Below are 24,425 nucleotides of genomic sequence, written 5' to 3'. Positions count from 1 at the left end.
CCGAGATACGGACGCGTCAGGCTCTGGAGCGTACGGCCGTGCGGGTGCCGTGAGCGGGCCGGGGTGCGCGATGTCGTCCCGGCCCGCTGCCGTGCTAGGCCAGGCCCAACGACCGTCGCAGGAAGTCCAGTTGGAGCCGCAGCAGATTCTCGGCGACCGACTCCTGCGGGGTCATGTGCGTGACGCCGGACAGCGGCAGCACCTCGTGCGGGCGGCCCGCGGCCAGCAGGGCCGAGGACAGCCGCAGGGAGTGGGCGACCACCACATTGTCGTCGGCGAAGCCATGAATGATCATCATCGGGCGGTGCTGCTCGGCGGGATCGACCAGACCCGCGTCGTCGATCAGCGAGTTGCGCCGGTAGACCTCGGGCTGCTCGCCGGGGTGCCCGAGGTAGCGCTCCTGGTAGTGGGTGTCGTACAGGCGCAGGTCGGTGACCGGGGCGCCCACCACGGCCGCGTGGAAGACGTCCGGGCGGCGCAGGGCCGCGAGGGCGGCCAGGTAGCCGCCGAAGGACCAGCCCCTGATGGCGACCCGGTTCAGGTCGAGCGGGAAGTCGGCGGCGAGCGACTGCAGCGCGTCCACCTGGTCCTGGAGGACGACCGCCGCGAGGTCGTCGCGCACCGCCTTCTCCCAGGCCGGGGAGCGTCCGGGGGTGCCGCGGCCGTCGGCGACCACGACCGCGAACCCCTGGTCGGCGAACCACTGCGAGGTCAGATGCGGGTTGTGCGCGGCCAGCACCCGCTGGCCGTGCGGACCGCCGTAGGGATCCATGAGTACGGGGAGCGGAGTCACGCCGTCGTGATCGCGGGGGAGCAGGACGGCGCACGGGATGCGACGCGTGCTCCCCTCGGTGAGGGTCACGCGCGGGGACATACCGGGATCTTCCGCATACGACGTGATGGTCGTCAGGGGCCGGCCGTCGCGAAGAACCTGCGCACGGGCGCCGGGCCGGTCGGGAGTGGCGGACACCAGCACGGTCACGCCCCCGGCGCGCACCGCCGAGTGCACGCCGGGCTCCTGCGAAACGCGCTCCACGCCGAGCTCGTTGACGCGGTAGACATGCACCTCGCCGGTCTCGGGGGCGTCCGCCTCCGCACCCGCGGACGCTGCCACCAGCACGTCGTCCGGTCCGACGTCCAGCACCGCGCGCAGATGCAACTGCGGTCCGGTCAGCGGGCGTTCACCGACCGCGAGGACCCGGGCACCGCCCTCGTCGACGATCCGCACGAGCTGCCCGGACGGGCTCCAGCAGGGCACCCCTGGGAAAAGATCAAGCCAAACTGGATCTTCGTCCACGTGCACGAGCCGGGTCGCCCCGGTCTCCGGGGACACGGCCAGGAACAGCTGGCTGCGCTGGTCGCGCGCCTGTACGAGCAGCAGCGGCGCACCCGCTTGTGACCAGTGCACATGTGCCAGGTACGGATAGCGCGCCCGGTCCCAGACGACCTCCGTGCGCGTCCCGTCCAGGCCGATCACGAACAGCCGTACGTCCGCGTTGTCGGTGCCCGCCGCCGGGTACGGGACGTGCAGTGGATCACGTCCGGGTTGGGCCGGGTCGGAGATCCACCAGCGCCGCACGGGCGTGTCGTCCACGCGCGCGACCAGCAGTTGCTGCGAGTCCGGCGACCACCAAAAGCCCCGCGAACGCTGCATCTCCTCGGCCGCGATGAACTCGGCCAGGCCGTAGGTGACGTTGTCGGACTCCGGCTCCGCCAGGGCCCGTTCGTCCTTGCCCTCGCAGTCCACGACGCGCAGCGCGCGGTGCGCGACATAGGCGACGTGCCGTCCGTCGGGGGAGGGGCGCGGGTCGATCACCGGTCCGGCGGCGGGCAGTTCACGTGCCGTGCCGGCCCGCAGCTCGGCCGCGAAAAGCCGCCCCGACAAGGCGAAGGACGCCAACTCGACGGCCGCGTCGGTGGCGTAGCCGACGATGCCGCCGCCGCCCTCCCGGCTGCGCTCGCGGCGTGCGCGCTCCTCGGGCGGGAGGTTCTCGGCGGCGCCGCCCAGCAGGGCGTGCGGATCGGCCGCGACCCGCTCCTCGCCCTGCGCCGTATCGAGAACCCACAGGGAACTCGCCCTGTCCGTGCCGGAGGTGGAGCGCAGGAACACGACACGCGTGCCGTCGGGCGCCACGGTGAAGGCACGCGGCGCGCCGAGCGTGAACCGCTGGGTGCGGGCGTGCCTGCGGGGGAAGGAGTCGGGCCTCGTCGTCATGCCCCGACCATATTGGCCATGCGCCCCCTTGTGCGGCCGTGCGCCGAGCGATGCGCGCATCCGGATAGTTATGATCACTACCGCATAGTGGGTATGAACCTGCTGGTTATTGCATGGATTTATCTGGCCCCTGAGTCCGACCCCCGCGCCCCTGGGACCTTTGGAGGTGAGCCGCCGTGGCACTCTCGATTTCGGCGGTTGTGCTGCTGGCGATCATCGTCGTCCTGCTCATCAGGAAGTCAGGACTGAAGGCCGGGCATGCGATCGTCTGCGCCCTGCTCGGCTTCTACCTCGCCTCCTCGACCGTCGCTCCGACCATCAACGAGCTGACGACGAACATCGCGGGGATGATCGGAAGCATCAAGTTCTGATCCGCGCCGACCGGTCGACCGCGCCGTCAGCCCTCGGACGCGTACGACACGAAGTCGGACCATGCCTCCGGCGTGAGCTGGAGGCGTGGGTCGGCGGTGTGCTGGGAGTCGCGGACGCGAGCAGCCCCCCGGCCTCCACCGCCTCTCCGAACGCGGCGGCGCGCATCGCCACCGGAACCCGACTGCTCACGCTCCGGTGCCAGGGGGGATCTTTTTCAAGGACCACGATGGTGAAAGAACCCGGCCAAGCCCCACCCCTCCCGCCCGCGGCCGGGGCTCACTCGCCCGGGTGAACATTGCCAACTCGGCTGGATCTTCGGCCCCTTGCGGGCTCTACGCTCACCGCAACACAACCGCAGACATGCGACGGCCCTCGCCGGGACTGCAATCCCAGTGCGAGGGCCTGACCACCGAGGAAGTTAGGCCCTTCCTGATGGATACGCAGAACCCTAGCGCGCCCTCGCGCACCCGGTCCCGGCTTGCCGCCAACAACCACCCGAACCAGGGGCAGCCCCACACGGGCGGCGGCCTCCGGCACGACAACACCCGCCACACCGCGCGCTTCACGGTGATCGGCAACCACCTCACCCAGCACGCGGAACTCTCCCTCCTGGCGATCGGTCTGGCCTGCCACATCCAGTCGCTGCCCAAGGGCGCCCGCGTCGACATCAAGTCCCTGACCGCCCGCTTCCCGGAGGGCGCCACCCGCATCGCCGCAGCCCTGCGCGAACTGGAGGCGCACGGCTACCTGCGCCGCGAGCGCATCCGCTGCGCCGGCGGCCGCATCGTGACCCGCACCGTCTCCTGCAACCAGCCGGGGCGAGCCCGCCACGCCGACCGCGAGCCCGCACGGCCGCCGCACCCGAGCAAGACGCCGACGACGAAGCCGGCGCCCCGCAGGAAGGCCCTCCCTGCCGTCCCGCAGCCCGCGTGCACCGCCCCCGCCCTCCTCCAGCAGGCCGTTGACCTCCTCGCCGACCTGCGCCGCCACGACCCCCGCCTGCTCCTGTCGACCTGCGACACGGCCCACCTGGCCTCCGGCGTCGCCGCCTGGCTGGAGCGAGACGTCACCCCAACCGCCGTACGCCTTGCCCTGACAGCAGACCTGCCGGACGAGCCCCTCCGCCGCCCAGCCGCCCTCCTGGCACACCGCCTCACCGCCCAGCTGCCCCCTCCGCCCCCATTCCGCGCCCCCACCCCGCCCCCGCCCACCCGGCACCCCCTCCAAAACTGCGAAGGCTGCGACCGCGCTTTCCGCGCACCCATCCCAGGACGCTGTTATGACTGCCGTACACCCCTTGCCGCCTGAACCGCGCCCCCGGCTCGGTGTCCCGATAACCTGGCCAGGGCACCCCCTGGAGGACACCATGAGCAGTCAGGCAGATCACGGGCACGAGCTGATCCCGCGACCCGAGCTGACGCCGGATGCCTTGCGTGCCGCCCTCGCCGTCGTTGCTCCTGGGCGCCTGGCCGAGATGCAGGCCATGAAGGAGGATGCCTTCGCCAAGGCCGTCGAGTGGCAGTCGCTCAGCCCTGTGCAGAGCTGGGTCCTGATCTGGGCCAAGGAGATCGAGATCGCTCGCCGTCCAGACCTCTCCACTCGCCTCGCCCGAGCGCGGCGCGATCTCGAACATGAGGATGCGGACATCGCACGAGAAGCCCTGCGTGAACTGAGCGCTGTCATGGACGAGGCCCTGAAAGCAGTGCGCGAGTGAGCTGGAAGTGGGAGTACGCCTTCGGCGCCGAAGATGCCGCTCGAACTGTGCCCGCCGATTTTCTCGCAGCCGTGGAACACAAAGCTGATGAACTCGTCAGAGCGGCCGAAGCGCTGCACATTCACGGCCGCGCCTATGAAGGATTCGACCCGAAAGGTGGCGAAATCATCGTCCGGGGTGGCTGGTTTGGCTATCAAGTCGTCGTGCGTAGCGAGCGCGTCTACGTCGTCCACATCACGTATCTAGGGTGCTGAGGGCCTTGCGGCCGGTAGAAGCACGATCCGGAAACCGAGGGACCGGAACCGGACACCTTCACCGGGCGCAGATCCCCGCCCGAGCCCGCGCACGCTTCCTCCCGCGACCCTCGTAGGGTTGCCCCATGACCGAAGAGCCCTCCCGGCGTCTGCTGCTGGTGCACGCGCATCCGGACGACGAGTCGATCAACAACGGCGCGACCATGGCCGCGTATGTCGCTGGGGGTGCGCGGGTGACTCTGGTCACCTGCACGCTCGGTGAGCGCGGTGAGGTGATTCCGTCGGAGCTTCGGCATCTGAGCGGTGCCGCGCTCGGCGAGTACCGGTTGCGTGAGCTGACCGCCGCCATGGACGCGCTCGGCGTCGAGGACTTCCGGCTGCTCGGCGGGCCGGGCCGGTACAGCGACTCCGGGATGATGGGGCTGGCCGACAACGACGACCCCAACTGCTTCTGGCAGGCGGACGTCGACGAGGCGGCCCGGTATCTCGTCGAGGTGATCCTGGAGGTGCGCCCGCAGGTCCTCGTCACCTATGACGAGAACGGCGGATACGGCCACCCGGACCACATCCAGGCCCACCGCGTCGCGATGCGCGCCGCCGAACTCGCCGCCGAGGCCGGCTGGCGGATCCCCAAGGTCTACTGGAACCGGGTCCCCAGATCCGTCGCCGAGAGGGCCTTCGCCCGGCTTGCGGAGGATCTGCCCCGTCTGCCCTTCTCCAAGGCCGCCGTCGTCGACGACGTACCGGGTGTCGTGGCGGACGAGCGGATCACCGCCACCATCGACGGCACCGCGTACGCCGCCGCCAAGGCCGCAGCGATGCGGGCGCACGCCACGCAGATCGAGGTCGCCGAAGGCGAAGGCTTCTTCGCGCTCTCCAATGAACTCGCACAACCCCTCTTCACCACCGAGTACTACGAGTTGGTGCAGGGGGAGGCCGACGGGTCGCCGGAGAACGACCTGTTCGCCGGGCCGGCGGCGTCCGGTGTCGGCACCACCGCCGGGGAGGCGTCATGAACGAGCAAGGCTCCCTGCTCACCCAGCCCCTGCGGCCGCCCTCCGCCGGGCGCGCGGCCCTGTACCTGGGGCTCTTCGTGCTCGGCCTGGTCGTCGGCGCGGCCGGTGCGCTGCTGCAGGGCGCCTGGTTCCCCGGCGGCCTGCTGCTCGCCCTGGCCGGCGAGGCGGGGCTCTGCCTGGGCGGCGGACGCGCCACCGGCGGCCGGGGCGGTGCGATCGCGCCCGCCGCCGGCTGGATCATCGCCGTCATCCTGCTCACCGCCACCAGGCCCGAAGGAGACTTCCTCTTCGGCGCGGGAGCCGGCTCCTACCTCTTCCTCCTCGGCGGCATGGCTGTCGCTGTGATCTGCGCCACGCTCGGGCAGGGGCGGCAACCGGGCGGCCGTGGCGTCCGACTTGGCAAGTGACGTACCACTTCGCCGGTATAGGCGCGTGCGAGTCCCGTGTGGGTTTCCCCGGCGGTCATGGGATACACGCCAGAAGTGGCCAGTATGGTGGTGCGCGCCGCCGAGCCGCCCGTGAGGTTGTGTCGGGCGGCGGAGCCAACCGGGAGAACCTGCCTTGAGTCGTGAAACTGACACTCCGTCCTCCGGGCCCAACGGGCACGGCGGAGCCGCATACCCGTCGGGTACGCCGCCGTACGGGACGCCCACGGCTTCCGACGCCGGTGCGGAAGCGGGCCGTTCGGCCGCGCAGCCGGAGGACCGCAAGACCGAGACCACGCTGACGACCCGGATCCGGATCAACATCCCCGGGTCGCGGCCCATCCCGCCGGTCGTCGTGCGCACGCCGGTCGCGGACACCGAGCGCTCCGACGAGACTCCTCGGACCGAGGCTCCCGCACCCGCGGCGACCCAGGCGATGAGCACCGTCGAGACGCCGGCCGAGCCCGCCCAGCCCGCCGCCGAGGAGAAGACCAGCGACTGGTTCGCGCCCCGCAAGTCGGCCGCGCCCAAGGGCGGTCAGACCGGCGGCGCCACCAACGGTGCCGGTACGCCGGGCGGTTCGCCCGCTCCGAACGGTTCGGGCGCACCCGGCACGGGCGCCGGGGCTCCCGGCCCGGGCGCCGCTCCCGGCGCTCCGCGTCCGGGCGCCGGACGCCCCGGCGGCGTGGTCGGCTCCATGAGCGTGCCGGGCGGCTCGCGTCCCGGCGGTGCGAACGGCGCCGGATCCCGTCCCGGCGGGACCAACGGCGCCGGACTGCCCGGAGCGACCGGCGGGCCCGTGGCCCCCGGGCACGGCGGCGGCACCGGTTCCTTCGACGTCACCGAGGCGCTGAATGCGGGACCGCTCGGCAACGGCCCGCGCTCCGGCGACGAACCGCGCCGCGACGAGCTGCCGTACTTCTCGGAGACCGACACCGGCACGCAGAACGGCACGAACGGCCAGGGCGGCTACGGCGCTCCCGTCGGCGTGAGCGACTTCAACGCGCCCGGCGGTCCGGGGAGCCCCGGCCCCTCGGGCCCGACGGTCGGCATCACCGGCGAAGGACCGCTGGCCCCGCCCCCCGGCAACGGCGGCCCCGGTGGACCCGGCGGCCCCGGCGGCATGGGCGGCCCGAACGGCGCGGGCCTCGGACCCGGCGGCGGCCTCAGCGACGACACCGCGATCCTCACCCCGCAGAAGCCCGCCCCCGAACCGGGCGCGCAGGGCTACCCCGCGCCCGACAACATCTCCGGGCACACCGTCACCAGTGGCATCCCGGTCGTGACCCCGGGCACGAACTCGCCGTTCGGGCCCGGCGGCACGGGCGAGGCCCCGGTACCGCACACGCCCCCGAGGCTCCCCGAGCCGGTCGCGCAGAACGTGCCGTCCTCCTCCTCCAAGAAGAAGCAGAAGAAGGGGAGCAACAAGCTGGTGCTCCTCGGCACCGGCGTGGTCGTCGTGGCCGCTCTCGCCTACGGCGCCGGGCTGCTGATGAACCACTCCGACGTGCCCAAGGGCACCACCGTGCTCGGCGTCGACATCGGCGGCGGCACCCGCGACGACGCCGTCAAGAAGCTCGACGAGGCCTTCGGCGGCAACGTGAACAAGCCGCTGAAGCTCTCTGTGGGCGGCAAGACGGTCACGCTCAAGCCCGACCAGGCCGGACTCCAGCTGGACGAGCAGGCCACCGTCGGCGCGGCCGCGAAGAGCGACTACAACCCGGTCTCCGTGATCGGTTCCCTCTTCGGCAACCACCGCGTCGTCGACCCGGTCATGCCCGTCGACGAGGAGAAACTGACCGCCGCCCTGAAGTCCACCTCCGCCTCCGGCGGCTCCGGTTCGATGACCGAGGGCACGATCCAGTTCAAGTCGGGCAAGGCAGTCGCCGTCTACGGCAAGGCGGGCAAGGGCATCGACGTCGCCAAGTCCACGGAGGCCGTCGAGTCGGCGTACCGCACCCAGGTGCAGACCGGCTCGGCCCCCGCGGTCGCCGTCCCCACGACGACCCAGAAGCCGACGGTCTCCGACGCCGAGGTCGACCGGATGATGAACGAGTTCGCCAAGCCGGCGATGTCGGGCATCGTCACCATCGAGGCGGGCGGGGTGCAGGTCAAGTTCAGCCCCCAGAACTCGCTGTGGAAGTTCCTCGGCGTCCGGGCGGTCGACGGCAAGCTGGTCGAGCACTACGACACGACCGCGCTGAAGAACCTGTACGGCGGCGCCTGGGACGGCGTGCTGATCACCCGGGGCAACGGCAAGAAGACCCCCGTGACACCCCAGGACGTCATCAGCGCCATGCGCAAGCCGCTCCTCGGCAAGACACCGGCGGACCGCGTCGGCGTGATCGAGACCAACGCGGGCTAGCCGCAGGCCGGTTGACGTTCGAGGGGGCGCCCTGGCTTCGGCCGGGGCGCCCCCTCCGGCGTGGTGGCGGCTTCCCGCCGCCGTCGAACAAAATCATTTTTTCCGCACTCCCGGGCCACCTAGGATCACTGCGGCGCATGGGCCGAACCAAGTTCACCCCATGGAGTCGGGGGTTCGTCGTGCGCTCGTTCAGGCACCCCTGCCGGCTCCGGAGGGTCCGAGTGCAGGATGGGTGAGTGGATGAGCGCAAGGAAGAAAGCCCTCGTGGGCCTCGCGAGTGCGGCACTGGTTCTCGGCTTCACCGGTACCGCGTCCGCGGGCAGCTACAACGGCAAGTGTGAGTCCGCGGGCGGCGGCGAGGTGTGTATCTACCGGCTCGCCAACTACGGCGGTGGTCTCTACGACACGCTCTACAGCAAGACCACCTACAGCGGCAGCACCTACTACGGCACCAGCACGGCCATCGACAACACCATGTCCTCGGTGAAGAACATGGACCCCGACACGCTGGTGTACTTCTACCAGTACTCCGGCTACACCGGCGCCCTCGTCGGCATCCCCCCGGGCGAGCAGATCAATCAGGTGCCCAACGACAACACGGCGAGTTCGCACTGCTTCGGCTCGAACTCCGCCTGCCCGAACTGAACGCGACGATGCGCCCCTTCACCGGGGCGCATCCCGTTCGGGCCGCCCTTCTCGAAGGAAGCGTCTGACCTGATGCGCAAGAGCCCGGCGATCGGCGTCGCCGCCCTGTGTGCCGTACTGCTGTCGGGATGCCAGTCGTCGGGTGGCGGGACGCCGAGTGAGCCCGAGATCTCCGCCTCCCCGGCCACCAAGACCGTTGCCGGCGTCCGGGTGCCGGTCCTCCCTCTCGACGCCTACGCCGTCGACGCCCAGCAGCAGGAAGTGCTCGACCGGGCTGTCGACGAGCTGGCGGAGACATGCATGAAGGCGAAGGGTTACACCTGGCCCGCCCGCCTCAAGCAGCTCGGCGTACCGCGCTCGGCCAATGAGCGGCGCTACGGCGTCACCGACCCCGAAGCGGTGAAGGTCTACGGCTATCAGCTGGCCCCGCCGGTCGGCGTGACCCCGGCGCAACTGGCCGAGGAGGCGCGGCAGGAGAAGAAGCGCAAGGCCCTCATGACGGACGCGCTCACCGAGGCCTACACCGGCCGCAGCGGCAAGACGGCCTCGACGAGCCGCACGGGCGGCTGCCGCGGACAGGCTCTGAAGCAACTCGGCCTGCCCCAGGGCGGCGAGGCGCTCACCGCCGTCGACCTGGCCCAGCAGCAGAGCTGGAAGCGCACGGAGGCCGACAGCAGGGCCAAGGCCGCGAACGCTCAGTGGAGTGCCTGTATGAAGAAGGCCGGCTACCGCTACGCGAACCCGCACCTCGCCGCGGCCGACCCGGCCTGGTGGACGAAGGGCGCGGACCCCGGCGCCCGGAACAAGGCCGGAGCGCGCGAGATCGCCACCGCGGTGGCCGATGTGAGGTGCAAGCGGCAGGTGGACTACGTGACCGTCTGGCAGTCCGTCGAGACCACCTACCAGCACAAGATCATCGCGGCCAACAAGAAGGAGCTCGAAGCCGTCCGGCAGGTGTGGCGGAACGCCCTGCGAAAGGCGCACGAAGTCCTCCGCTGAGCCGGACTGGCGGGCCGGACTGCTGAGCCCGTCGCCATGACATCTGTCATACGGCAGTCAGGACCGCCGACACTGCCGGGCCGGGGCCCCCGGCGGCCACGATGGTTCACATGACGACGACAGCGACACAGACCACCGCCCCGGTGGTCGGCCTCGACCAGGTGAGCAAGGTGTACGGGGACGTCCGGGCCGTGGACGGGCTGACGCTCGCGCTGCACCCGGGGGAGACCGTGGCCCTGCTCGGGCCCAACGGGGCCGGGAAGTCGACCACGCTCGACCTGCTGCTCGGGCTGAAGCACGCCGACAGCGGCACGGTCCGCGTCTTCGGCACCAGCCCGCGCGAGGCGATCGTCGCCGGGAGGGTGGGCGCGATGCTGCAGAGCGGCGGGCTGATGGACGAGGTCACCGTCGCCGAGCTGGTCGGGCTCGGCTGCGCGCTGCACCCGAAGGCGTACAAGGTCGATGACGTCCTCGCCCGGGCCGGCATCAGCCAGATCGCCGACCGCAAGGTCAACAAGCTCTCCGGCGGCCAGGCCCAGCGCGTCCGCTTCGCCCTCGCCACGGCCGGCGACAGCGACCTGATCGTCCTGGACGAGCCCACCACCGGCATGGACGTCACCGCCCGCCAGGCCTTCTGGGCCACCATGCGCGAGCAGGCCGACCAGGGCCGTACGGTCCTGTTCGCCACGCACTACCTGGAGGAGGCCGACGCCATCGCCGACCGGGTGCTCGTCCTGCACCGGGGCCGCCTCCTCGCCGACGGCACCGCCGCCGAGATCAAGGCGAAGGCCGGGGCCCGGCGGGTCTCGTTCGACCTGGAGGGCCAGGTCGACGAGGCGTCCCTGCGCGAGCTGCCCTTCCTGACCTCGATCACCGTGTCGAACAGCGGCTCCGCCGTGGACTCCGTGCACACCGTGCGCCTGCAGTCCTCCGACGCCGACGCGACCGTGCACGCCGTCTACGGCCTCGGCCTCTACCCCCGCAACCTCGAAGTCGCCGGGCTCGGCCTGGAGCAGGCCTTCGTCGCCATCACCGCCGCCGAGGAGGCCAAGCAGTCATGAACAGCCTGATCAAGCTGGAACTCGCCCGCGCCCTGCGCAACCGCAAGTTCCTCTTCTTCTCCGTGATCTACCCCTCGGTCATCTTCCTGCTCGCCTCCAGCCAGACGGGCACGGTCGACGGCACCGGCCTGAGCGTGGCGGCGTACGTCATGGTCTCCATGGCTTCCTTCGGCGCCCTGACCGCCGTGCTGATGGGCAACAGCGAGCGCATCGCCAAGGAGCGCGAGAGCGGCTGGGTACGGCAGCTGCGGCTGACCACGCTGCCCGGACGCGGCTACGTCCTCGCCAAGACCGCCAGCGCCGCCGTGGTCAGCCTGCCGTCCATCGTGGTCGTCTTCCTGGTCGCCGCCGCCGTGAAGGACGTACGCCTGGACGCCTGGCAGTGGCTCGCCCTCACCGGCGCGATCTGGGCCGGCAGCCTGGTCTTCGCCGCGCTCGGGGTCGCCATCGGCTACCTCGCCTCCGGCGACGCGGTCCGCCCGATCACGATGATCATCTACTTCGGCCTGTCGATCCTCGGCGGCCTGTGGTTCCCCTCCGACGGCTTCCCGCAGTGGCTGCAGGACATCGCGAAGTGGCTGCCCACGCACGCGTACGCTGCGGTGGGACGGGCCATCGAACAGAGCCAGGCCCCGCACGCCCAGGACGTCGGCAACCTCGTCGTCTTCTTCCTGCTCTTCGCGGGCGGCGCGGCCTGGCTGTACCGGAAGGACACGCTGAAGGCGTGAGCGTCATGACCGAAGACCCGCGTGCGGACGCGGCCAGGGCGGAGCGGCTGGTCCGCATGGGAGAGCCGCCCCGCAACGCGCGCGAGGCCATGCGCAAACTGGTGTGGATCCTGCCCTGGCTGGTGTTCCTCGGCGCCCCGGTGAGCGACCTGACCGGCGGCCACCACTCCACCGGTGCCACCGTCGCCGGCTGGGCGGGCCTGCTCACCTTCGTCGGGGTGTACATGACGCTGGTCTTCCGCAATATGGGCCGGGCGTTCCCCCTGCGCATCGTCTCCGTCCTGCTCGCCGTGCTCGGCGTCCTCGCGGTCACCCTGTGCCTGACCCTCGGCAGCCACTGGCTCGGACTGTTCGTGTATCTCTCGGTCAGCTGCGGCGTGACCCTCCCGCTGCGGGCCGCGTACTGGACCGTCCCGCTGACCACCGCGGCCTTCCTGGCCATCGGGCTGCACGAGGACCCGGACACCGCCTGGAACCTGGTCCTGATCGTGCTGCTGGTCGGCTACTCCATGACCGGCGTACGCCAACTGGTCCGCACCACCGTCGAGTTGCAGCGCGCCCGCGCCACCGTCGCGCAACTGGCCGCCAACGAGGAGCGGTTGCGCCTCGCCCGCGACCTGCACGACCTGCTCGGCCACTCCCTGTCGCTGATCACGCTGAAGAGCGAGCTGGCGGGCCGTATGCTCCCCGGCCACCCCGACAAGGCGGCCCAGCAGGTCGCCGACATCGAACAGGTCAGCCGCCAGGCCCTGGTGGACGTCCGCGAGGCCGTCACCGGCTACCGCCGCGCGCGGCTGTGCGCGGAGCTCGCGGGCGTGCAGGTGGCCCTGACGGCGGCCGGCATCACCGCCGAGGTGCCGCACGAACCGGACCTGGCCGCCGTCCCGGAGGAGAGCGAGGAGGCCCTCGCGTGGGCGCTGCGCGAGGCGGTCACCAACGTCGTACGGCACAGCGGCGCCGAACGCTGCACGGTGGAGGTGCTCAGACGGCAGACCCTGGACGGGCAGATGCTCGAACTCTCCGTCGAGGACAACGGCTCCGGCGGCTCCGGCGACGGCCCCGGCAACGGTCTGACGGGGCTGTGCGAGCGCCTGGAGAAGGCGGGCGGCACCCTGGAGGCGGGCCGTACCAGGCGCGGATTCCGGCTGGTCGCCCGCGTGCCCGCGGGTGCACCGCCGGCCGTAGGATCCGGGGCATGAGCCCTACGATCAAGGTCCTCCTCGCCGAGGACCAGTCGATGGTCCGTGAGGCCCTGGCGGCCCTGCTCGGGCTGGAGGACGACATCGAGGTCGTGGCCCAGGTGGCGCGCGGCGACGAGGTACTGGCGGCGGTGCGCGAGCACGCCGTGGACGTGGCCCTGCTCGACATCGAGATGCCGGGGTGCACCGGCATCGAGGCGGCCGCCCAGGTCCACCGCTCGCTGCCCGCGGTGAAACTGGTCGTCCTCACCACCTTCGGCCGCCCCGGCTACCTGCGCAGCGCCATGGAGGCGGGCGCCGACGCCTTCCTGGTCAAGGACGCCCCGGCCGCCCAACTCGCCGAGGCCGTACGCAAGGTGCTGGCAGGCGAACGGGTCATCGACCCCACCCTCGCCGCCGCCGCCCTCGCCGAGGGCGCCAACCCCCTCACCGACCGCGAACGCGAAATCCTCCGCGCCGCCTCCGACGGCTCCACCAACGCAGAACTCGCCAAGACCCTCCACCTCTCCCAGGGCACGGTCCGCAACTACCTCTCGACGGCCATCCAAAAGCTGGCGGTACGCAACAGAGCGGAAGCGGTACGGATCGCCCGGGAGAAGGGCTGGCTGTAAGCGTTTTTATCTTTTAGGGGCGCGGGGAACTGCGCGATCAACCACAACGCACCGCAAGCCGCACACCCACAGAACCCCTACGGCGAGAAGGCGCCCTCAGTTGAGCCGCGCCCGCGCAGCCCGAGCCTGCCCCCGCACCCGCTCCCCCGCCGCCGAGTCAACCTCCCCCACCACATCGGCATACGTCTCCAACTCCACAGCCCCCCGCGAAAACTCCCCCCTCTGCACCAACAACTGCGCCCGCTCATACCGCAACCGCGCCGGATGCGAAGGCAGCAACAACGACAACTCCACCGCCCACAACGCCACATCCGACCGCTCAGGCCGAGCAGCAGCCCACGCCCGCACATTGTTCAAAATCCGCACCACCACCTCCAAAGGCGCCGCAGGCACCAGCATCGACGGGTCCAACGGCGCCCCCGTCGCCCCCGCCACCAGCAGCTCCGCGTCGCCCCCGTCGAGCACCCGCCCCCCGTCGAACGGATCGACGAGCACCTGCTGCTCCTCGGGCCCGAACCCGACGACGAAGTGCCCCGGCAGGGCGACCCCGTACACCGGCGCCCCCGCCCGCCGCGCGACCTCCATCCACACCACGGACAGCAGGATGGGCAGCCCGCGCCGCCGCCGCAGCACCTCGTGCAGCAGTGAGGACTCCAGGCGCTGGTAGTCGGCGGGGGAGCCGCCGAAACCCTCTCGTGCGCCCAGCAGATGGTGCAGCGCCGTCGCCCAGGACTGCGGGCCGCCCGGCCGGAACGGCAGCTGCCCGGCCAGCCGGTCCAGCTCGATCTGCGCGGCGTCCATGCCCGCCTCGTCCAGCGTCCCGTCCGCTTCCGCGCCCAGCAGCAGGCACAGCACGGCCAGGTCGGGCCGCTCGGACCGCGCCTCCTCGGCGAACCGCCGCCGCAGCTCGGCGGACCGTTCGGGAGGAGGGGGATAGGGGGGACGCATAGCAGGCTCGTGCCCTTTCACGGCGATCGGTACTACTGGCGATCGGTACTACTGTCCGCTGCCGGGAGCCGCCGGTTCCCGGTAGTGGTGGTACGCGTGGTGCGCGGCGAAGCCCATCCCGGTGTACAGCCCGCGCGCTCCGGTGTTGTCCTGCTCGACCTGCAGCCAGGCCGCCGAGGCGCCCTCGTCCAGGGCCCGCCGGGCCAGCGCCGCCATCACGGTGGTGGCCAGGCCCCGCCGCCGCAGCGCCGGGTCGACTTCGACGGCGGCGAAGGACGCCCACCGCCCGTCCACCACGCACCGCCCGATCGCGGCCGGCGACCCCTCGCCGGGGACGGTCGCGAACCAGACCGAGGGACCGCTCCCCAGCACCTTCAGCGCCACCTCGCTCACGCCCTTGCGCTGATAGCGCGAGAGCCACGCCTCGTCGGCCGTACGGGACAGCTCGACGCCAGCGCCCTCCGCCCGGTCGGCGACCGGCGCGAGCGCGCCCGTCCACAACTCGGCGCTCACCTCGCGCACCCAACCGCGCCGCTCCAGCTCCGCGCACAGCAGCTCCTGCGTGCCCTCGGCGCCGGTCGCGGTCTGGACGTACGCGGGAAGCCCCCGGGCGCCGTACCAGCGCCGTACGGCGGCCAGCGCCTCGTCGAGCGGCAGGCCGGGGTCGCCCAGCGGCAGCACGGAGTTGGCGCGCCGGGTGAACCCGGCGGCGGCACGCAGCTCCCACTCGCCGAGCCGCTCGCTCTCCACCGGCCGCCAGGCGCGCGAGGAGACGAGCGCGAGTTCCTCGTAGGAGGCGGCAGGGCCGCGGCGCCGGGCCGGGGCCGCGGGCACGACCTTCGCCGCCACCAGCGAGGATTCCGGGATGCGGACGGTTTCGCCGTCTTTCCGTGTGATCAGCAGCACACCGTCGTCCCATGATGTGAGAACGCCCACCGTGTCGGTGAACTTCTCCTCCGGGACTCCAGATTGGATCAAGCGCCGTACGGAGACTCGTTTACCCACGTCAGCAGCGGTGACACGGACCTCGAGACGGCCTCCTGCCGAGATTTCCACAGGTCAGTTCACCCCTCCTGTTCGGATCATGCCCAGGAACGGAGATACTAGGGGCGGGCATCGACGACGCCGCGCTCCCGCGCGCCAGGCGGCGGAGCCTGAGGAGGCCCGCCAGCGCCCAATCGAGGAGGAACGACAGCGTGACCTACGTCATCGCGCAGCCTTGTGTCGACGTCAAGGACAAGGCGTGCATCGAGGAGTGCCCGGTCGACTGCATCTACGAGGGCCAGCGGTCCTTGTACATCCACCCGGACGAATGCGTCGACTGCGGTGCCTGTGAGCCGGTCTGCCCGGTCGAGGCGATCTTCTACGAGGACGACACTCCGGAGGAGTGGAAGGACTACTACAAGGCGAACGTCGAGTTCTTCGACGAGCTCGGCTCCCCCGGCGGCGCCAGCAAGCTGGGCCTGATCGAGCGCGACCACCCCTTCGTCGCCGCGCTGCCGCCGCAGAACCAGTAAGAGCGGCCCGCACCGACGTGCCGCCTCGGTCCCGTACGGCCGGATCACCATGATCGCCGTACGGGGCCGAGGCGTTGCCGTGTCAGGGCCCATCCGTGCCGGGGCCTGCCCCCCGCGCCAGGGCCTTTGCCGTACCAGAAAGTGAGCCAGTAACCGTGTCCGCAGTCTCAGACCGCCTGCCCACCTTCCCCTGGGACAAGCTGGAGCCGTACAAGAAGACGGCCGCCGCGCACCCGGACGGCATCGTCGACCTCTCCGTCGGCACCCCGGTCGACCCGGTCCCCGAGCTGGTCCAGAAGGCCCTGATCGACGCGGCGGACTCCCCGGGCTACCCGACCGTCTGGGGCACCCCGGCGCTGCGCGACGCGATCGCGGGCTGGGTCGAGCGCAGGCTCGGCGCCCGCGAGGTCACCCACAAGCACGTGCTGCCCGTCGTCGGCTCCAAGGAACTGGTCGCCTGGCTCCCCACCCAGCTGGGCCTCGGCCCCGGCGACCGGGTCGCCTACCCGCGCCTGGCCTACCCGACGTACGAGGTCGGCGCCCGCCTGGCCCGCGCGGAGTACGAGGCCTACGACGACCCGACCGAACTGGACCCCGAGGGCCTGAAGCTCCTCTGGCTCAACTCGCCCTCCAACCCCACCGGCGAGGTCCTGCCGAAGCAGGAGCTGACCCGGATCGTCGCGTGGGCGCGCGAGCACGGCGTCCTGGTCTTCTCCGACGAGTGCTACCTGGAACTCGGCTGGGAGGCCGACCCCGTCTCGGTGCTGCACCCGGACGTCAACGGCGGCTCCTACGAGGGCATCGTGGCGGTGCACTCCCTGTCCAAGCGCTCCAACCTGGCCGGCTACCGCGCCGCCTTCCTCGCGGGCGACCCGGCCGTCCTCGGCCCCCTGCTGGAGATCCGCAAGCACGGCGGCATGATGACGCCGGCGCCCACGCAGGCGGCCGTCGTGGCGGCCCTGAGCGACGACGGCCATGTCCGCGAGCAGCGTGAGCGGTACGCGGCCCGCCGTACGGCCCTGCGCGCGGCGCTGGAGAGGCACGGCTTCCGCATCGAGCACAGCGAGGCCAGCCTCTATCTGTGGGCGACACGGGACGAGTCCTGCTGGGACACGGTCGCCCACCTCGCCGGGCTCGGCATCCTGGTCGCGCCGGGCGACTTCTACGGCCCCGCGGGCGACCGCTTCGTCCGGGTCGCGCTGACGGCGACGGACGAACGGGTGCGGGCGGCCGTCGAGCGCCTGTAAACGGCCGTACGTACGGCGAAGGGGCCCGGGAGAGTCTCCCCGGGCCCCTTCGCCATGCGGATCGTTCAGCCGATCGGCAGGCCCTTCACCGGCAGGTTGCCGGTGGCCGGCAGGCCGCCCTTGGTCAGGGAGTCGGTCGGCAGGCCGCCGCCCTTGGCCGCGGACTGCGTGGTGACGCCGACGATCTCCCCGACGGAGCCGGCCGCGGTGCCCGCAGCCTTCTGCGCCGCGGGCGCCGCCTTCTTCGCCACGCTGCCGCCGGTCTTGCCCGCGTTCGGAACCGCCTTCTTGACCGCGTTGGCACCGGCGTCGCCCGCGAGCCCGGTGACGTTCTGCGCGGCACCGTCGACGGTGTTGCCGACGCTGGCCCCGTCCAGGGCGGTCAGGCCGCCGACGTTCGGGGTCGCGGGCAGTTCGGGGGCCGCGCTCGCCGCGCCGGCCACGCCGACACCGGCGGCCGCTGCGCCTGCGACGAGCAGGGCGGCCTGGGCGATGCGACGGGTCAGGGGGAGGGACATGATGCTCCTTCGATGGAGGTTGATCGTCCGGGCTCGGACGCAGTAACTACCGCTCGAAGTCCCCGAAGGTTGCGGCGCGCCGAGGTAAAGAGTTGGCAATGCGTCGCATTATCGGCTGCGGATAAAAACGGGCAAAAAGTGCAGGGGCCGAAAGCCTGCGGAATCCTTACACCCCTTTGCTTCCAAGGGCTTTTACGGATTCGAGGGTGACGGCGCGAAAACCTGCGCCCACGGCGCCCGGCGCATGCCCCGGGTAACCCGTGCGAGTGATCGGCCGTACTACTGCGCAGTGACGATCCGTACCGCGTCAGCCGTCCGCTGCGCCCCGCCGGCCCCCGTCGAGGCGGCCGTGCGCCACTCGCTGTCGGTGTTCCCCGCGGTCCACTCCCGGCCGCCGTAGGAGACCCGTTCGATGTGCAGCGCCGTGGAGTTGGCGACCGCCCAGTGCGCCAGCTGCCAGCCGCGCTGCCCGGCGGTGCGGCCCCCCGCGCGGCCGTCGCCGGAGCCGACGGGGAGGGTGACGGTTCGCGCGCCGGGGCTCGCGGACGGCTTCGGCGTCGAGGCGGCGCCCACCTCCGCGCCGGCCGGCTGCAGCACGTCGCGCCCGAAGTCCCGTACCAGCGCGGCCCGGACGCCGGCCGGTCCGGCCGCCAGCGCCGTGCCGGGGCGGCCGTCGCAGGTCAGTGTGGCGGCCGCGTGCCCCGTCAGGGCGGCGGAGAGCAGGGCGGCGTCCGGCTCGTGCTTGGCGTACGCCTCCGGATAGCCGCTGCGCTGCACGCGCTGCGCGGCGACGGTGAGGGGGAGCTTCGTGTAGTCGGGCACCTTGGCCAGGTGCTCGTAGAAGACGCCCGCCGCGTACGTCGGGTCCAGGATCTCCTTGGCGGTGCCCCAGCCCTGCGAGGGCCGCTGCTGGAACAGGCCGAGCGAGTCCAGGTCCCCGTGCTCGATGTTGCGCAGCCCCGACTCCTGCAGCGAGGTCGCCAGCGCGATGGTCACCGCCCGCTCGGGCATGCCACGGTCGGTGCCCACGGCGGCGATGGTCGCCGCGTTCACCGCCTGCTCGGGGGTGAACTGGTACGTCGTCCTGTCGTCCTCGCCCGAGACCACCTTGCAGCCCGGAGCACCTCTGCCGCCGGTGACGTACTGCACCGCGAGATAGCCCGCGAGGGCGAGGAGGACCACGAGGGCCGCCCCGAAGCGGAAGAGGCGGCCACGGCGTTTGGGAGTGGGAGACGGCTCTGGCACGCCGTACAAGGTAGCGGAGGCCGCTGAGGCCCATGCGCCGGATGTGGACAGAGCGAGCGAGGGCCGGCGGGTTAGGGTCGACGCCATGGCCGACACCCCGCTTGACCTCACCCTGGACGCCGCGGAACTCACCGCCCGGCTCGTCGACTTCCCCTCCGAGAGCGGCACCGAGAAGCCCCTCGCCGACGCGATCGAGGCCGCCCTGCGGGCCCTGCCGCACCTGAGGGTCGAGCGGCTGGGCAACAACGTGGTCGCCCGGACGGAACTGGGCAGGCCGGAGCGGGTGATCCTGGCCGGTCACATCGACACGGTGCCGATCGCGGACAACGTTCCCTCCCGCCTGGACGAGGACGGCGTCCTGTGGGGCTGCGGCACCTGCGACATGAAGTCGGGCGTGGCGGTGCAGCTGCGCATCGCGGCCACGGTCGTAGCCCCCAACCGCGACCTGACCTTCGTCTTCTACGACAACGAGGAGGTGGCGGCGGAGCTCAACGGCCTCAAGCACGTCGCCGAGGCCCGCCCCGACTGGCTCCGGGGCGACTTCGCCGTGCTGCTCGAACCGTCGGACGGCGAGGTCGAGGGCGGCTGCCAGGGCACCCTGCGGGTCCTGCTGCGGACCACGGGGGAGCGGGCCCACTCCGCGCGCAGCTGGATGGGCTCGAACGCGATCCACGCGGCCGCGCCGATCCTGGCCCGCCTCGCGGCCTACGAGCCCCGCTGTCCGGTGATCGACGGCCTGGAGTACCGCGAGGGCCTGAACGCGGTGGGCATCACGGGCGGCGTGGCCGGCAACGTCATCCCCGACGAGTGCGTCGTGACCGTCAACTTCCGCTACGCGCCCGACCGCACCGAGGAGGAGGCGCTCGCCCACGTCCGCGAGGTCTTCGCCGACTGCCAGGTGGCGGAGTTCGTGGTGGACGACCACAGCGGCGCGGCACTGCCTGGCCTGAGCCACCCCGCCGCCGCGGCCTTCATCGAGGCGGTGGGCGGAACCCCGCAGCCCAAGTACGGCTGGACGGACGTCTCGCGCTTCTCCTCCCTCGGCATTCCGGCGGTCAACTACGGCCCCGGAAACCCGCATTTGGCACACAAGCGGGACGAACGGGTCGAAACCGCGAAGATCCTCGCGGCCGAGGAGCGGCTGCGCAGCTGGCTGACACGCTGACGTCCCTCGTCCGTAACCCGCGTGGATCTACGCTGAGGTGGAAACACCCCGCAAGCGGAGGGAGCGCGCATGGCCACCGGAAACCCCGAGGGCAAGAAGCAGCCGCCGGATGAGCAGCGCCTTGGACCGGTCCTCCGAAGGCGGGAACAGGTCACGCCGAGCACCACGGACCAGCGCCTGCTGGACGCCGGCGGCCCGTCGGACTGGGTGCACACCGACCCCTGGCGGGTGCTGCGCATCCAGTCGGAGTTCATCGAGGGCTTCGGCACACTCGCCGAACTCCCGCCCGCCATCAGCGTGTTCGGCTCGGCGCGCACCAAGGCGGACTCGCCGGAGTACGAGGCGGGCGTACGGCTCGGCCGCGGCCTGGTGGAGGCCGGCTGGGCGGTGATCACCGGCGGCGGCCCCGGCGCAATGGAGGCCGCCAACAAGGGCGCCGTGGAGGCCAAGGGGATCTCGGTCGGCCTGGGCATCGAGCTGCCCTTCGAGCAGGGCCTGAACCCCTACGTCGACATCGGCCTGAACTTCCGCTACTTCTTCGTCCGCAAGATGATGTTCGTCAAGTACGCGCAGGGCTTCGTGGTCCTGCCCGGCGGCCTCGGCACCCTGGACGAACTCTTCGAGGCGCTGACCCTCGTCCAGACCCAGAAGGTCACCCGCTTCCCGATCGTCCTGTTCGGCAGCGCGTACTGGGGCGGACTGGTCGACTGGCTGAAGAACACGCTGATCGCCCAGGGCAAGGCGGCGGAGAAGGACCTGCTGCTGTTCCACGTCACGGACGACGTGGACGAGGCGGTCGCCCTGGTGTCCAAGGAGGCCGCCCGCTAGCGCGCGGCTATGCGAGCCCCCGGCGCGCGACCGCCGGGGGCCGGTGACCCGCGATCGTCGCCACCATGTCCAGCACCTGCCGGGTCTCGGCGACCTCGTGCACGCGGTACACCTGCGCCCCGAGCCACGCCGAGACGGCGGTGGTCGCGAGCGTGCCCAGCAGCCGCTCCTTCACGGGCTTGTCCAGCGTCTCGCCCACGAAGTCCTTGTTGGACAGCGAGACGAGGACGGGCCACCCGGTCCCGACCAGCTCACCGAGCCGCCGCGTCGCCTCCAGGCTGTGCCGGGTGTTCTTGCCGAAGTCGTGCCCCGGGTCGATCAGCACGGACTCCCGCGGCACCCCCAGCGCGACCGCCCGCTCGGCCAGCCCCAGGGTCACCCTCAATATGTCCGCCACGACGTCGTCGTACGTCACCCGGTGCGGCCGGGTGCGCGGTTCGGCGCCGCCCGCGTGCGTGCACACCAGTCCGGCGCCGTGACGCGCCGCGACCTCCGCCAGGCGCGGGTCGACCCCGCCCCACGCGTCGTTGAGCAGATCCGCCCCCGCCTCGCACACCGCCTCGCCGACCTCGGCCCGCCAGGTGTCCACGCTGATGACGACGTCCGGGAAGCGCCGCCGCACCTCCGCCACGAACCCGACGGTCCGCCGCGCCTCCTCCTCGGCACTCACCTCGTCGCCCGGCCCGGCCTTGACCCCGCCGACGTCGATGATCGCCGCACCCTCGGTGACGGCCTGTTCCACGCGCGCGAGGGCGGGCTCGTCGCGGAAGGTCGCCCCCTGGTCGTAGAAGGAGTCCGGGGTCCGGTTCACAATCGCCATGATCACCGGTTCATGAGGCCCGAACTCGCGCCTGCCCAGCCTGAGCATCCCCTGTGACCTCTCCTGGTACGTCCTGGGTGTCCTGGCCTTTCGGCCGCCTGCGACCCTAACTGTCGTAGCCGCATGGCACGATCGGACCCTGACACTTTCCGCTTCCGAGCATGAGCGTGGGGACCACAGCGATGGTTATGTTCTTGTTCCTGGTCGTCGCACTCGCCGTCGTGGTCGCCGCGGTGACTCTCGCCGTGGTGGGCGGCGGCGAGGGCCGGGGCCCGCTGCCCGAGGCGGCCCCAGAGCGGCTGCGGGACCCGCTGCCGCCGGACCGCCCGGTGGGCAGCGCCGACGTCAACGCCCTGCGCTTCCCGCTGGCCGCCCGCGGCTACCGCATGGCGGACGTCGACGACGCCCTCAACCGCCTCGGTGCCGAACTGGACGAGCGGGACGCCCGGATCGCGGACCTGGAGTCGGCGCTGGCCGGCGCCCGGGCCGCCGCCCACCACGTCTCCATGGACAAGTCGCAGCACCGCGAGGAGGGCCGGCAGTGAGCGACGGCACCGCCATCGCGGGCCCGGACGGCGGCCTGCGCTGCCCCTGGGCCCTGTCCACCGAGGACTACGTGGCCTACCACGACGAGGAGTGGGGCCGCCCGGTCCACGGCGACGACGCGCTCTTCGAGCGGCTGAGCCTGGAGGCCTTCCAGTCCGGCCTGTCCTGGATCACGATCCTGCGCCGCCGCCCCGGATTCCGTGCAGCCTTCGCCGAGTTCAGGATCGCCAAGGTGGCCGCCTTCACCGACGAGGACCGCGAGCGCCTCCTCCTCGACGCCGGCATCATCCGCAATCGCGCCAAGATCGACGCGACGCTGGCCAACGCGCGCGTGCTCGCCGAGTGGGCGCCGGGCGAGCTGGACGAGCTGATCTGGTCCCATGCCCCCGCGCCCGGCCGCCCCGCCCCGAAGGCCCTCGGCGACGTCCCCGCGGTCACCCCGGAGTCGACGGCCCTGTCCAAGGCCCTGAAGAAGCGGGGCCTGCGCTTCGTCGGCCCGACCACGGCGTACGCCCTGATGCAGGCGTGCGGCCTGGTCGACGACCACCTGGAAGCGTGCGTGGCACGCCGGTCCTGAGCGCCGCGGCGCGGGTCACCGGCCCAGGTACTTCGGCTTCTCCTTGTTGACGAAGGCCTGCACCGCGATCGCGTGGTCCTCGGACGAGCCCGCCCGCGTCTGCAGCTCGTCCTCCTTGTCCAGCGTCTCGGACAGGGAGTGCGAGAGCCCGTGGGCGACGGCCTCCTTGATCGCCGCGTAGGCGACCGTCGGCCCCTCGGCGAGCGCGCGCGCCACCTTCTCCGCCTCGGCGCGCAGCTCACCGGCCGGCACCAGACGACTCGCGATGCCCAGGTCGTACGCCTCCTGGGCCTTGATGCTGCGCGGGAAGAGCAGCAGGTCGGTGGCGCGCCCGGGGCCCACGACACGCGGCAGCGTCCAGGAGATTCCGGAGTCCGCGGTCAGCGCGACGCCCGCGAACGAGGTGTTGAACGCGGCGGTGTCTGCCACGACCCGGTAGTCCGCGGCCAGCGCGAAGCCGAAGCCGGCGCCCGCCGCGACGCCGTTCACCCCGGCCACCACGGGCTTCGGCATTCCGGCGATCGCCCGCACGATGGGGTTGTAGTGCTCCTTCACCGTGCTCATCGTCTGCCCGGACCCCGTCTCCCGGTCCTGCATCAGCAGCCCGATGTGCTCCTTGAGGTCCTGGCCGACACAGAACGCGCGGTCACCGGCGGCGGTCAGCAGCACCGCACGTACCGCGTCGTCCCCGGCCGCGGAGCTGACCGCCTCCCGCAGGGCGACCTTCGTCGCGACGTTCAGCGCGTTCATCGCCTCGGGGCGGTTCAGCGTGATCGTCGCGAGTCCGTCGCTCACCTCGTAGAGCACGGTGTCGGCCATGGTGTGTCCCCTCCGCTGTCGCGGTTCAGGCGTACCGGCCGGTACGCCCCTGTCCGTAGGACAGCATGGCGGAGATCACCGCGCAGGGACCGGAGCGGACGTGTGACCTGCGTCAAAGAATTCCCGGCGATTTCCGGTCTCCGGAAGTCGGGGCGGTGGCGCAGTATCGCAGTCACATCGGCGAATTGAGTGGTTTTGCTCGCGCGCGTTGCCCAAGCGATGCCGACTGATGTTGGTCATCGGGTCCTGAGATGCGGGATAATGGCTTGGAAGCAATGTGTTCGATGCCGGTGTCGCGTGTCCCAGTCCCACGCTGTGGCCCGCGCGTGCCCTCCCGGGCCGTCGGCTTTGACGATGAGCTGGTTTCAGGAAGGGGAACGAGCATGGCGGCCATGAAGCCGCGGACGGGCGATGGCCCGCTCGAGGTGACCAAGGAGGGGCGGGGCATCGTCATGCGCGTTCCGCTCGAAGGCGGCGGTCGGCTCGTCGTCGAGCTGACCCCTGACGAGGCCGACGCGCTCGGCGACGCCCTCAAGAAGGTCGTCGGCTGACGCGGAACGCGACCATACCCTTTCAGCTGCCCCGGCATCC

General features: G+C 71.7%; 28 protein-coding genes. 20 read left to right on the top strand and 8 right to left on the bottom strand.

All coding sequences use genetic code 11. The features are described 5' to 3' along the window. Positions 1-94: 94 nt before the first annotated feature. A complete protein-coding gene (locus tag JYK17_RS15180; RefSeq protein WP_128801993.1) occupies positions 95-2,215 on the bottom strand; it encodes a prolyl oligopeptidase family serine peptidase in 2,121 nt (706 codons plus the stop codon). A gap of 176 nt (positions 2,216-2,391) precedes the next feature. Here JYK17_RS15180 and JYK17_RS15175 point away from each other — a divergent pair, with 176 nt between their 5' ends. Further along, positions 2,392-2,586: a hypothetical protein gene (locus JYK17_RS15175; protein ID WP_108013953.1), complete on the top strand. Its 195-nt coding sequence runs from the start codon at positions 2,392-2,394 to the stop codon at positions 2,584-2,586. Between the two features lie 26 nt (positions 2,587-2,612). Here the strand turns inward: JYK17_RS15175 and JYK17_RS15170 are convergent, their stop codons facing one another. Beyond that, positions 2,613-2,789 (bottom strand): DUF397 domain-containing protein, encoded by a 177-nt coding sequence (locus tag JYK17_RS15170; RefSeq protein ID WP_108014077.1) that lies wholly within the window; start codon positions 2,787-2,789, stop codon positions 2,613-2,615. 230 nt (positions 2,790-3,019) lie between these two features. Here JYK17_RS15170 and JYK17_RS15165 point away from each other — a divergent pair, with 230 nt between their 5' ends. The 12 genes from JYK17_RS15165 to JYK17_RS15110 all read left to right on the top strand — a co-directional run bounded on the left by JYK17_RS15165 (position 3,020) and on the right by JYK17_RS15110 (position 13,604). Beyond that, entirely contained in the window at positions 3,020-3,895 is an 876-nt protein-coding gene (locus tag JYK17_RS15165; protein WP_108013954.1) for a helix-turn-helix domain-containing protein, read from the top strand. A gap of 58 nt (positions 3,896-3,953) precedes the next feature. Further along, positions 3,954-4,301: a hypothetical protein gene (locus JYK17_RS15160; RefSeq protein ID WP_108013955.1), complete on the top strand. Its 348-nt coding sequence runs from the start codon at positions 3,954-3,956 to the stop codon at positions 4,299-4,301. Further along, the gene (locus JYK17_RS15155) at positions 4,298-4,555 is read left to right on the top strand and encodes a hypothetical protein (RefSeq protein WP_108013956.1); all 258 of its coding nucleotides are present in this window, start codon (positions 4,298-4,300) and stop codon (positions 4,553-4,555) included. The genes JYK17_RS15160 and JYK17_RS15155 overlap by 4 nt, the downstream gene beginning before the upstream one ends. Positions 4,556-4,680: 125 nt before the next feature. Next, positions 4,681-5,571: an N-acetyl-1-D-myo-inositol-2-amino-2-deoxy-alpha-D-glucopyranoside deacetylase gene (mshB, locus tag JYK17_RS15150; RefSeq protein ID WP_128801992.1), complete on the top strand. Its 891-nt coding sequence runs from the start codon at positions 4,681-4,683 to the stop codon at positions 5,569-5,571. Then, entirely contained in the window at positions 5,568-5,978 is a 411-nt protein-coding gene (locus JYK17_RS15145; protein WP_108013958.1) for a DUF6113 family protein, read from the top strand. The genes mshB and JYK17_RS15145 overlap by 4 nt, the downstream gene beginning before the upstream one ends. 154 nt (positions 5,979-6,132) lie before the next feature. Then, positions 6,133-8,361 carry a hypothetical protein gene (locus JYK17_RS15140; protein ID WP_222810544.1) on the top strand — a complete coding sequence of 743 codons (2,229 nt, stop codon included), beginning with the start codon at positions 6,133-6,135 and terminating at the stop codon, positions 8,359-8,361. Positions 8,362-8,601: 240 nt separating this feature from the next. Then, on the top strand, positions 8,602-9,006 hold the full coding sequence (locus JYK17_RS15135; RefSeq protein WP_164932168.1) for a peptidase inhibitor family I36 protein: 405 nt from the start codon (positions 8,602-8,604) through the stop codon (positions 9,004-9,006). A 72-nt stretch (positions 9,007-9,078) separates the two neighbouring features. Continuing rightward, positions 9,079-10,005 (top strand): hypothetical protein, encoded by a 927-nt coding sequence (locus JYK17_RS15130; RefSeq protein ID WP_128801990.1) that lies wholly within the window; start codon positions 9,079-9,081, stop codon positions 10,003-10,005. Positions 10,006-10,115: 110 nt separating this feature from the next. Further along, on the top strand, positions 10,116-11,066 hold the full coding sequence (locus JYK17_RS15125; RefSeq protein ID WP_222810543.1) for an ABC transporter ATP-binding protein: 951 nt from the start codon (positions 10,116-10,118) through the stop codon (positions 11,064-11,066). After that, positions 11,063-11,794, top strand: coding sequence for an ABC transporter permease (locus JYK17_RS15120; RefSeq protein WP_108013965.1), 732 nt, complete (start codon positions 11,063-11,065; stop codon positions 11,792-11,794). Before JYK17_RS15125 ends, JYK17_RS15120 begins: the two co-directional genes overlap by 4 nt. Positions 11,795-11,799: 5 nt before the next feature. Next, positions 11,800-12,993 carry a sensor histidine kinase gene (locus JYK17_RS15115; RefSeq protein ID WP_108014078.1) on the top strand — a complete coding sequence of 398 codons (1,194 nt, stop codon included), beginning with the start codon at positions 11,800-11,802 and terminating at the stop codon, positions 12,991-12,993. After that, positions 12,990-13,604 (top strand): response regulator transcription factor, encoded by a 615-nt coding sequence (locus JYK17_RS15110; RefSeq protein WP_108013966.1) that lies wholly within the window; start codon positions 12,990-12,992, stop codon positions 13,602-13,604. Before JYK17_RS15115 ends, JYK17_RS15110 begins: the two co-directional genes overlap by 4 nt. A gap of 96 nt (positions 13,605-13,700) precedes the next feature. Here the strand turns inward: JYK17_RS15110 and JYK17_RS15105 are convergent, their stop codons facing one another. Next, positions 13,701-14,552, bottom strand: a complete 852-nt coding sequence (locus JYK17_RS15105; protein ID WP_108013967.1) for a transglutaminase family protein — start codon at positions 14,550-14,552, stop codon at positions 13,701-13,703. 48 nt (positions 14,553-14,600) lie between these two features. Then, complete coding sequence (locus JYK17_RS15100) at positions 14,601-15,608, bottom strand: GNAT family N-acetyltransferase (protein ID WP_108013968.1); 1,008 nt, start codon at positions 15,606-15,608, stop codon at positions 14,601-14,603. Positions 15,609-15,748: 140 nt separating this feature from the next. On the opposite strand from JYK17_RS15100, the gene fdxA reads away from it, so the two are divergent. Beyond that, positions 15,749-16,069 (top strand): ferredoxin, encoded by a 321-nt coding sequence (gene fdxA, locus JYK17_RS15095; RefSeq protein WP_003973842.1) that lies wholly within the window; start codon positions 15,749-15,751, stop codon positions 16,067-16,069. 155 nt (positions 16,070-16,224) lie between these two features. Beyond that, a complete protein-coding gene (locus JYK17_RS15090) occupies positions 16,225-17,316 on the top strand; it encodes a bifunctional succinyldiaminopimelate transaminase/glutamate-prephenate aminotransferase (RefSeq protein ID WP_222810542.1) in 1,092 nt (363 codons plus the stop codon). Positions 17,317-17,381: 65 nt separating this feature from the next. On the opposite strand, the gene JYK17_RS15085 is transcribed toward JYK17_RS15090, so the two are convergent. Further along, the gene (locus tag JYK17_RS15085) at positions 17,382-17,834 is read right to left on the bottom strand and encodes an ATP-binding protein (protein ID WP_108013970.1); all 453 of its coding nucleotides are present in this window, start codon (positions 17,832-17,834) and stop codon (positions 17,382-17,384) included. Positions 17,835-18,113: 279 nt separating this feature from the next. Then, positions 18,114-19,079: a heavy metal transporter gene (locus tag JYK17_RS15080; protein ID WP_222810541.1), complete on the bottom strand. Its 966-nt coding sequence runs from the start codon at positions 19,077-19,079 to the stop codon at positions 18,114-18,116. Positions 19,080-19,164: 85 nt separating this feature from the next. Here JYK17_RS15080 and dapE point away from each other — a divergent pair, with 85 nt between their 5' ends. Beyond that, complete coding sequence (gene dapE, locus JYK17_RS15075; protein WP_108013972.1) at positions 19,165-20,244, top strand: succinyl-diaminopimelate desuccinylase; 1,080 nt, start codon at positions 19,165-19,167, stop codon at positions 20,242-20,244. A gap of 69 nt (positions 20,245-20,313) precedes the next feature. Then, positions 20,314-21,072: an LOG family protein gene (locus JYK17_RS15070; protein ID WP_108013973.1), complete on the top strand. Its 759-nt coding sequence runs from the start codon at positions 20,314-20,316 to the stop codon at positions 21,070-21,072. 7 nt (positions 21,073-21,079) lie between these two features. On the opposite strand, the gene folP is transcribed toward JYK17_RS15070, so the two are convergent. After that, the gene (folP, locus tag JYK17_RS15065; protein ID WP_108013974.1) at positions 21,080-21,940 is read right to left on the bottom strand and encodes a dihydropteroate synthase; all 861 of its coding nucleotides are present in this window, start codon (positions 21,938-21,940) and stop codon (positions 21,080-21,082) included. 140 nt (positions 21,941-22,080) lie between these two features. Between folP and JYK17_RS15060 the strand changes: the two genes are divergently transcribed. Continuing rightward, on the top strand, positions 22,081-22,437 hold the full coding sequence (locus tag JYK17_RS15060) for a DivIVA domain-containing protein (protein ID WP_222810565.1): 357 nt from the start codon (positions 22,081-22,083) through the stop codon (positions 22,435-22,437). Further along, complete coding sequence (locus JYK17_RS15055; protein WP_128801984.1) at positions 22,434-23,015, top strand: DNA-3-methyladenine glycosylase I; 582 nt, start codon at positions 22,434-22,436, stop codon at positions 23,013-23,015. Before JYK17_RS15060 ends, JYK17_RS15055 begins: the two co-directional genes overlap by 4 nt. 15 nt (positions 23,016-23,030) lie before the next feature. On the opposite strand, the gene chcB is transcribed toward JYK17_RS15055, so the two are convergent. Beyond that, positions 23,031-23,834, bottom strand: coding sequence for a 2-cyclohexenylcarbonyl CoA isomerase (chcB, locus tag JYK17_RS15050; RefSeq protein WP_108013977.1), 804 nt, complete (start codon positions 23,832-23,834; stop codon positions 23,031-23,033). 383 nt (positions 23,835-24,217) lie between these two features. On the opposite strand from chcB, the gene JYK17_RS15045 reads away from it, so the two are divergent. Beyond that, on the top strand, positions 24,218-24,385 hold the full coding sequence (locus JYK17_RS15045) for a DUF3117 domain-containing protein (protein ID WP_003966491.1): 168 nt from the start codon (positions 24,218-24,220) through the stop codon (positions 24,383-24,385). The last annotated feature ends 40 nt before the right edge of the window (positions 24,386-24,425 follow it).

Origin of the sequence: Streptomyces plumbidurans (genome assembly GCF_019857225.1) — a bacterium.
In the GTDB taxonomy this organism is placed as follows: Bacteria; Actinomycetota; Actinomycetes; order Streptomycetales; family Streptomycetaceae; genus Streptomyces; species Streptomyces plumbidurans.
The sequence above is the reverse complement of the archived record's forward strand: the minus strand, read 5'-3'. Positions and strand labels throughout refer to the sequence as shown.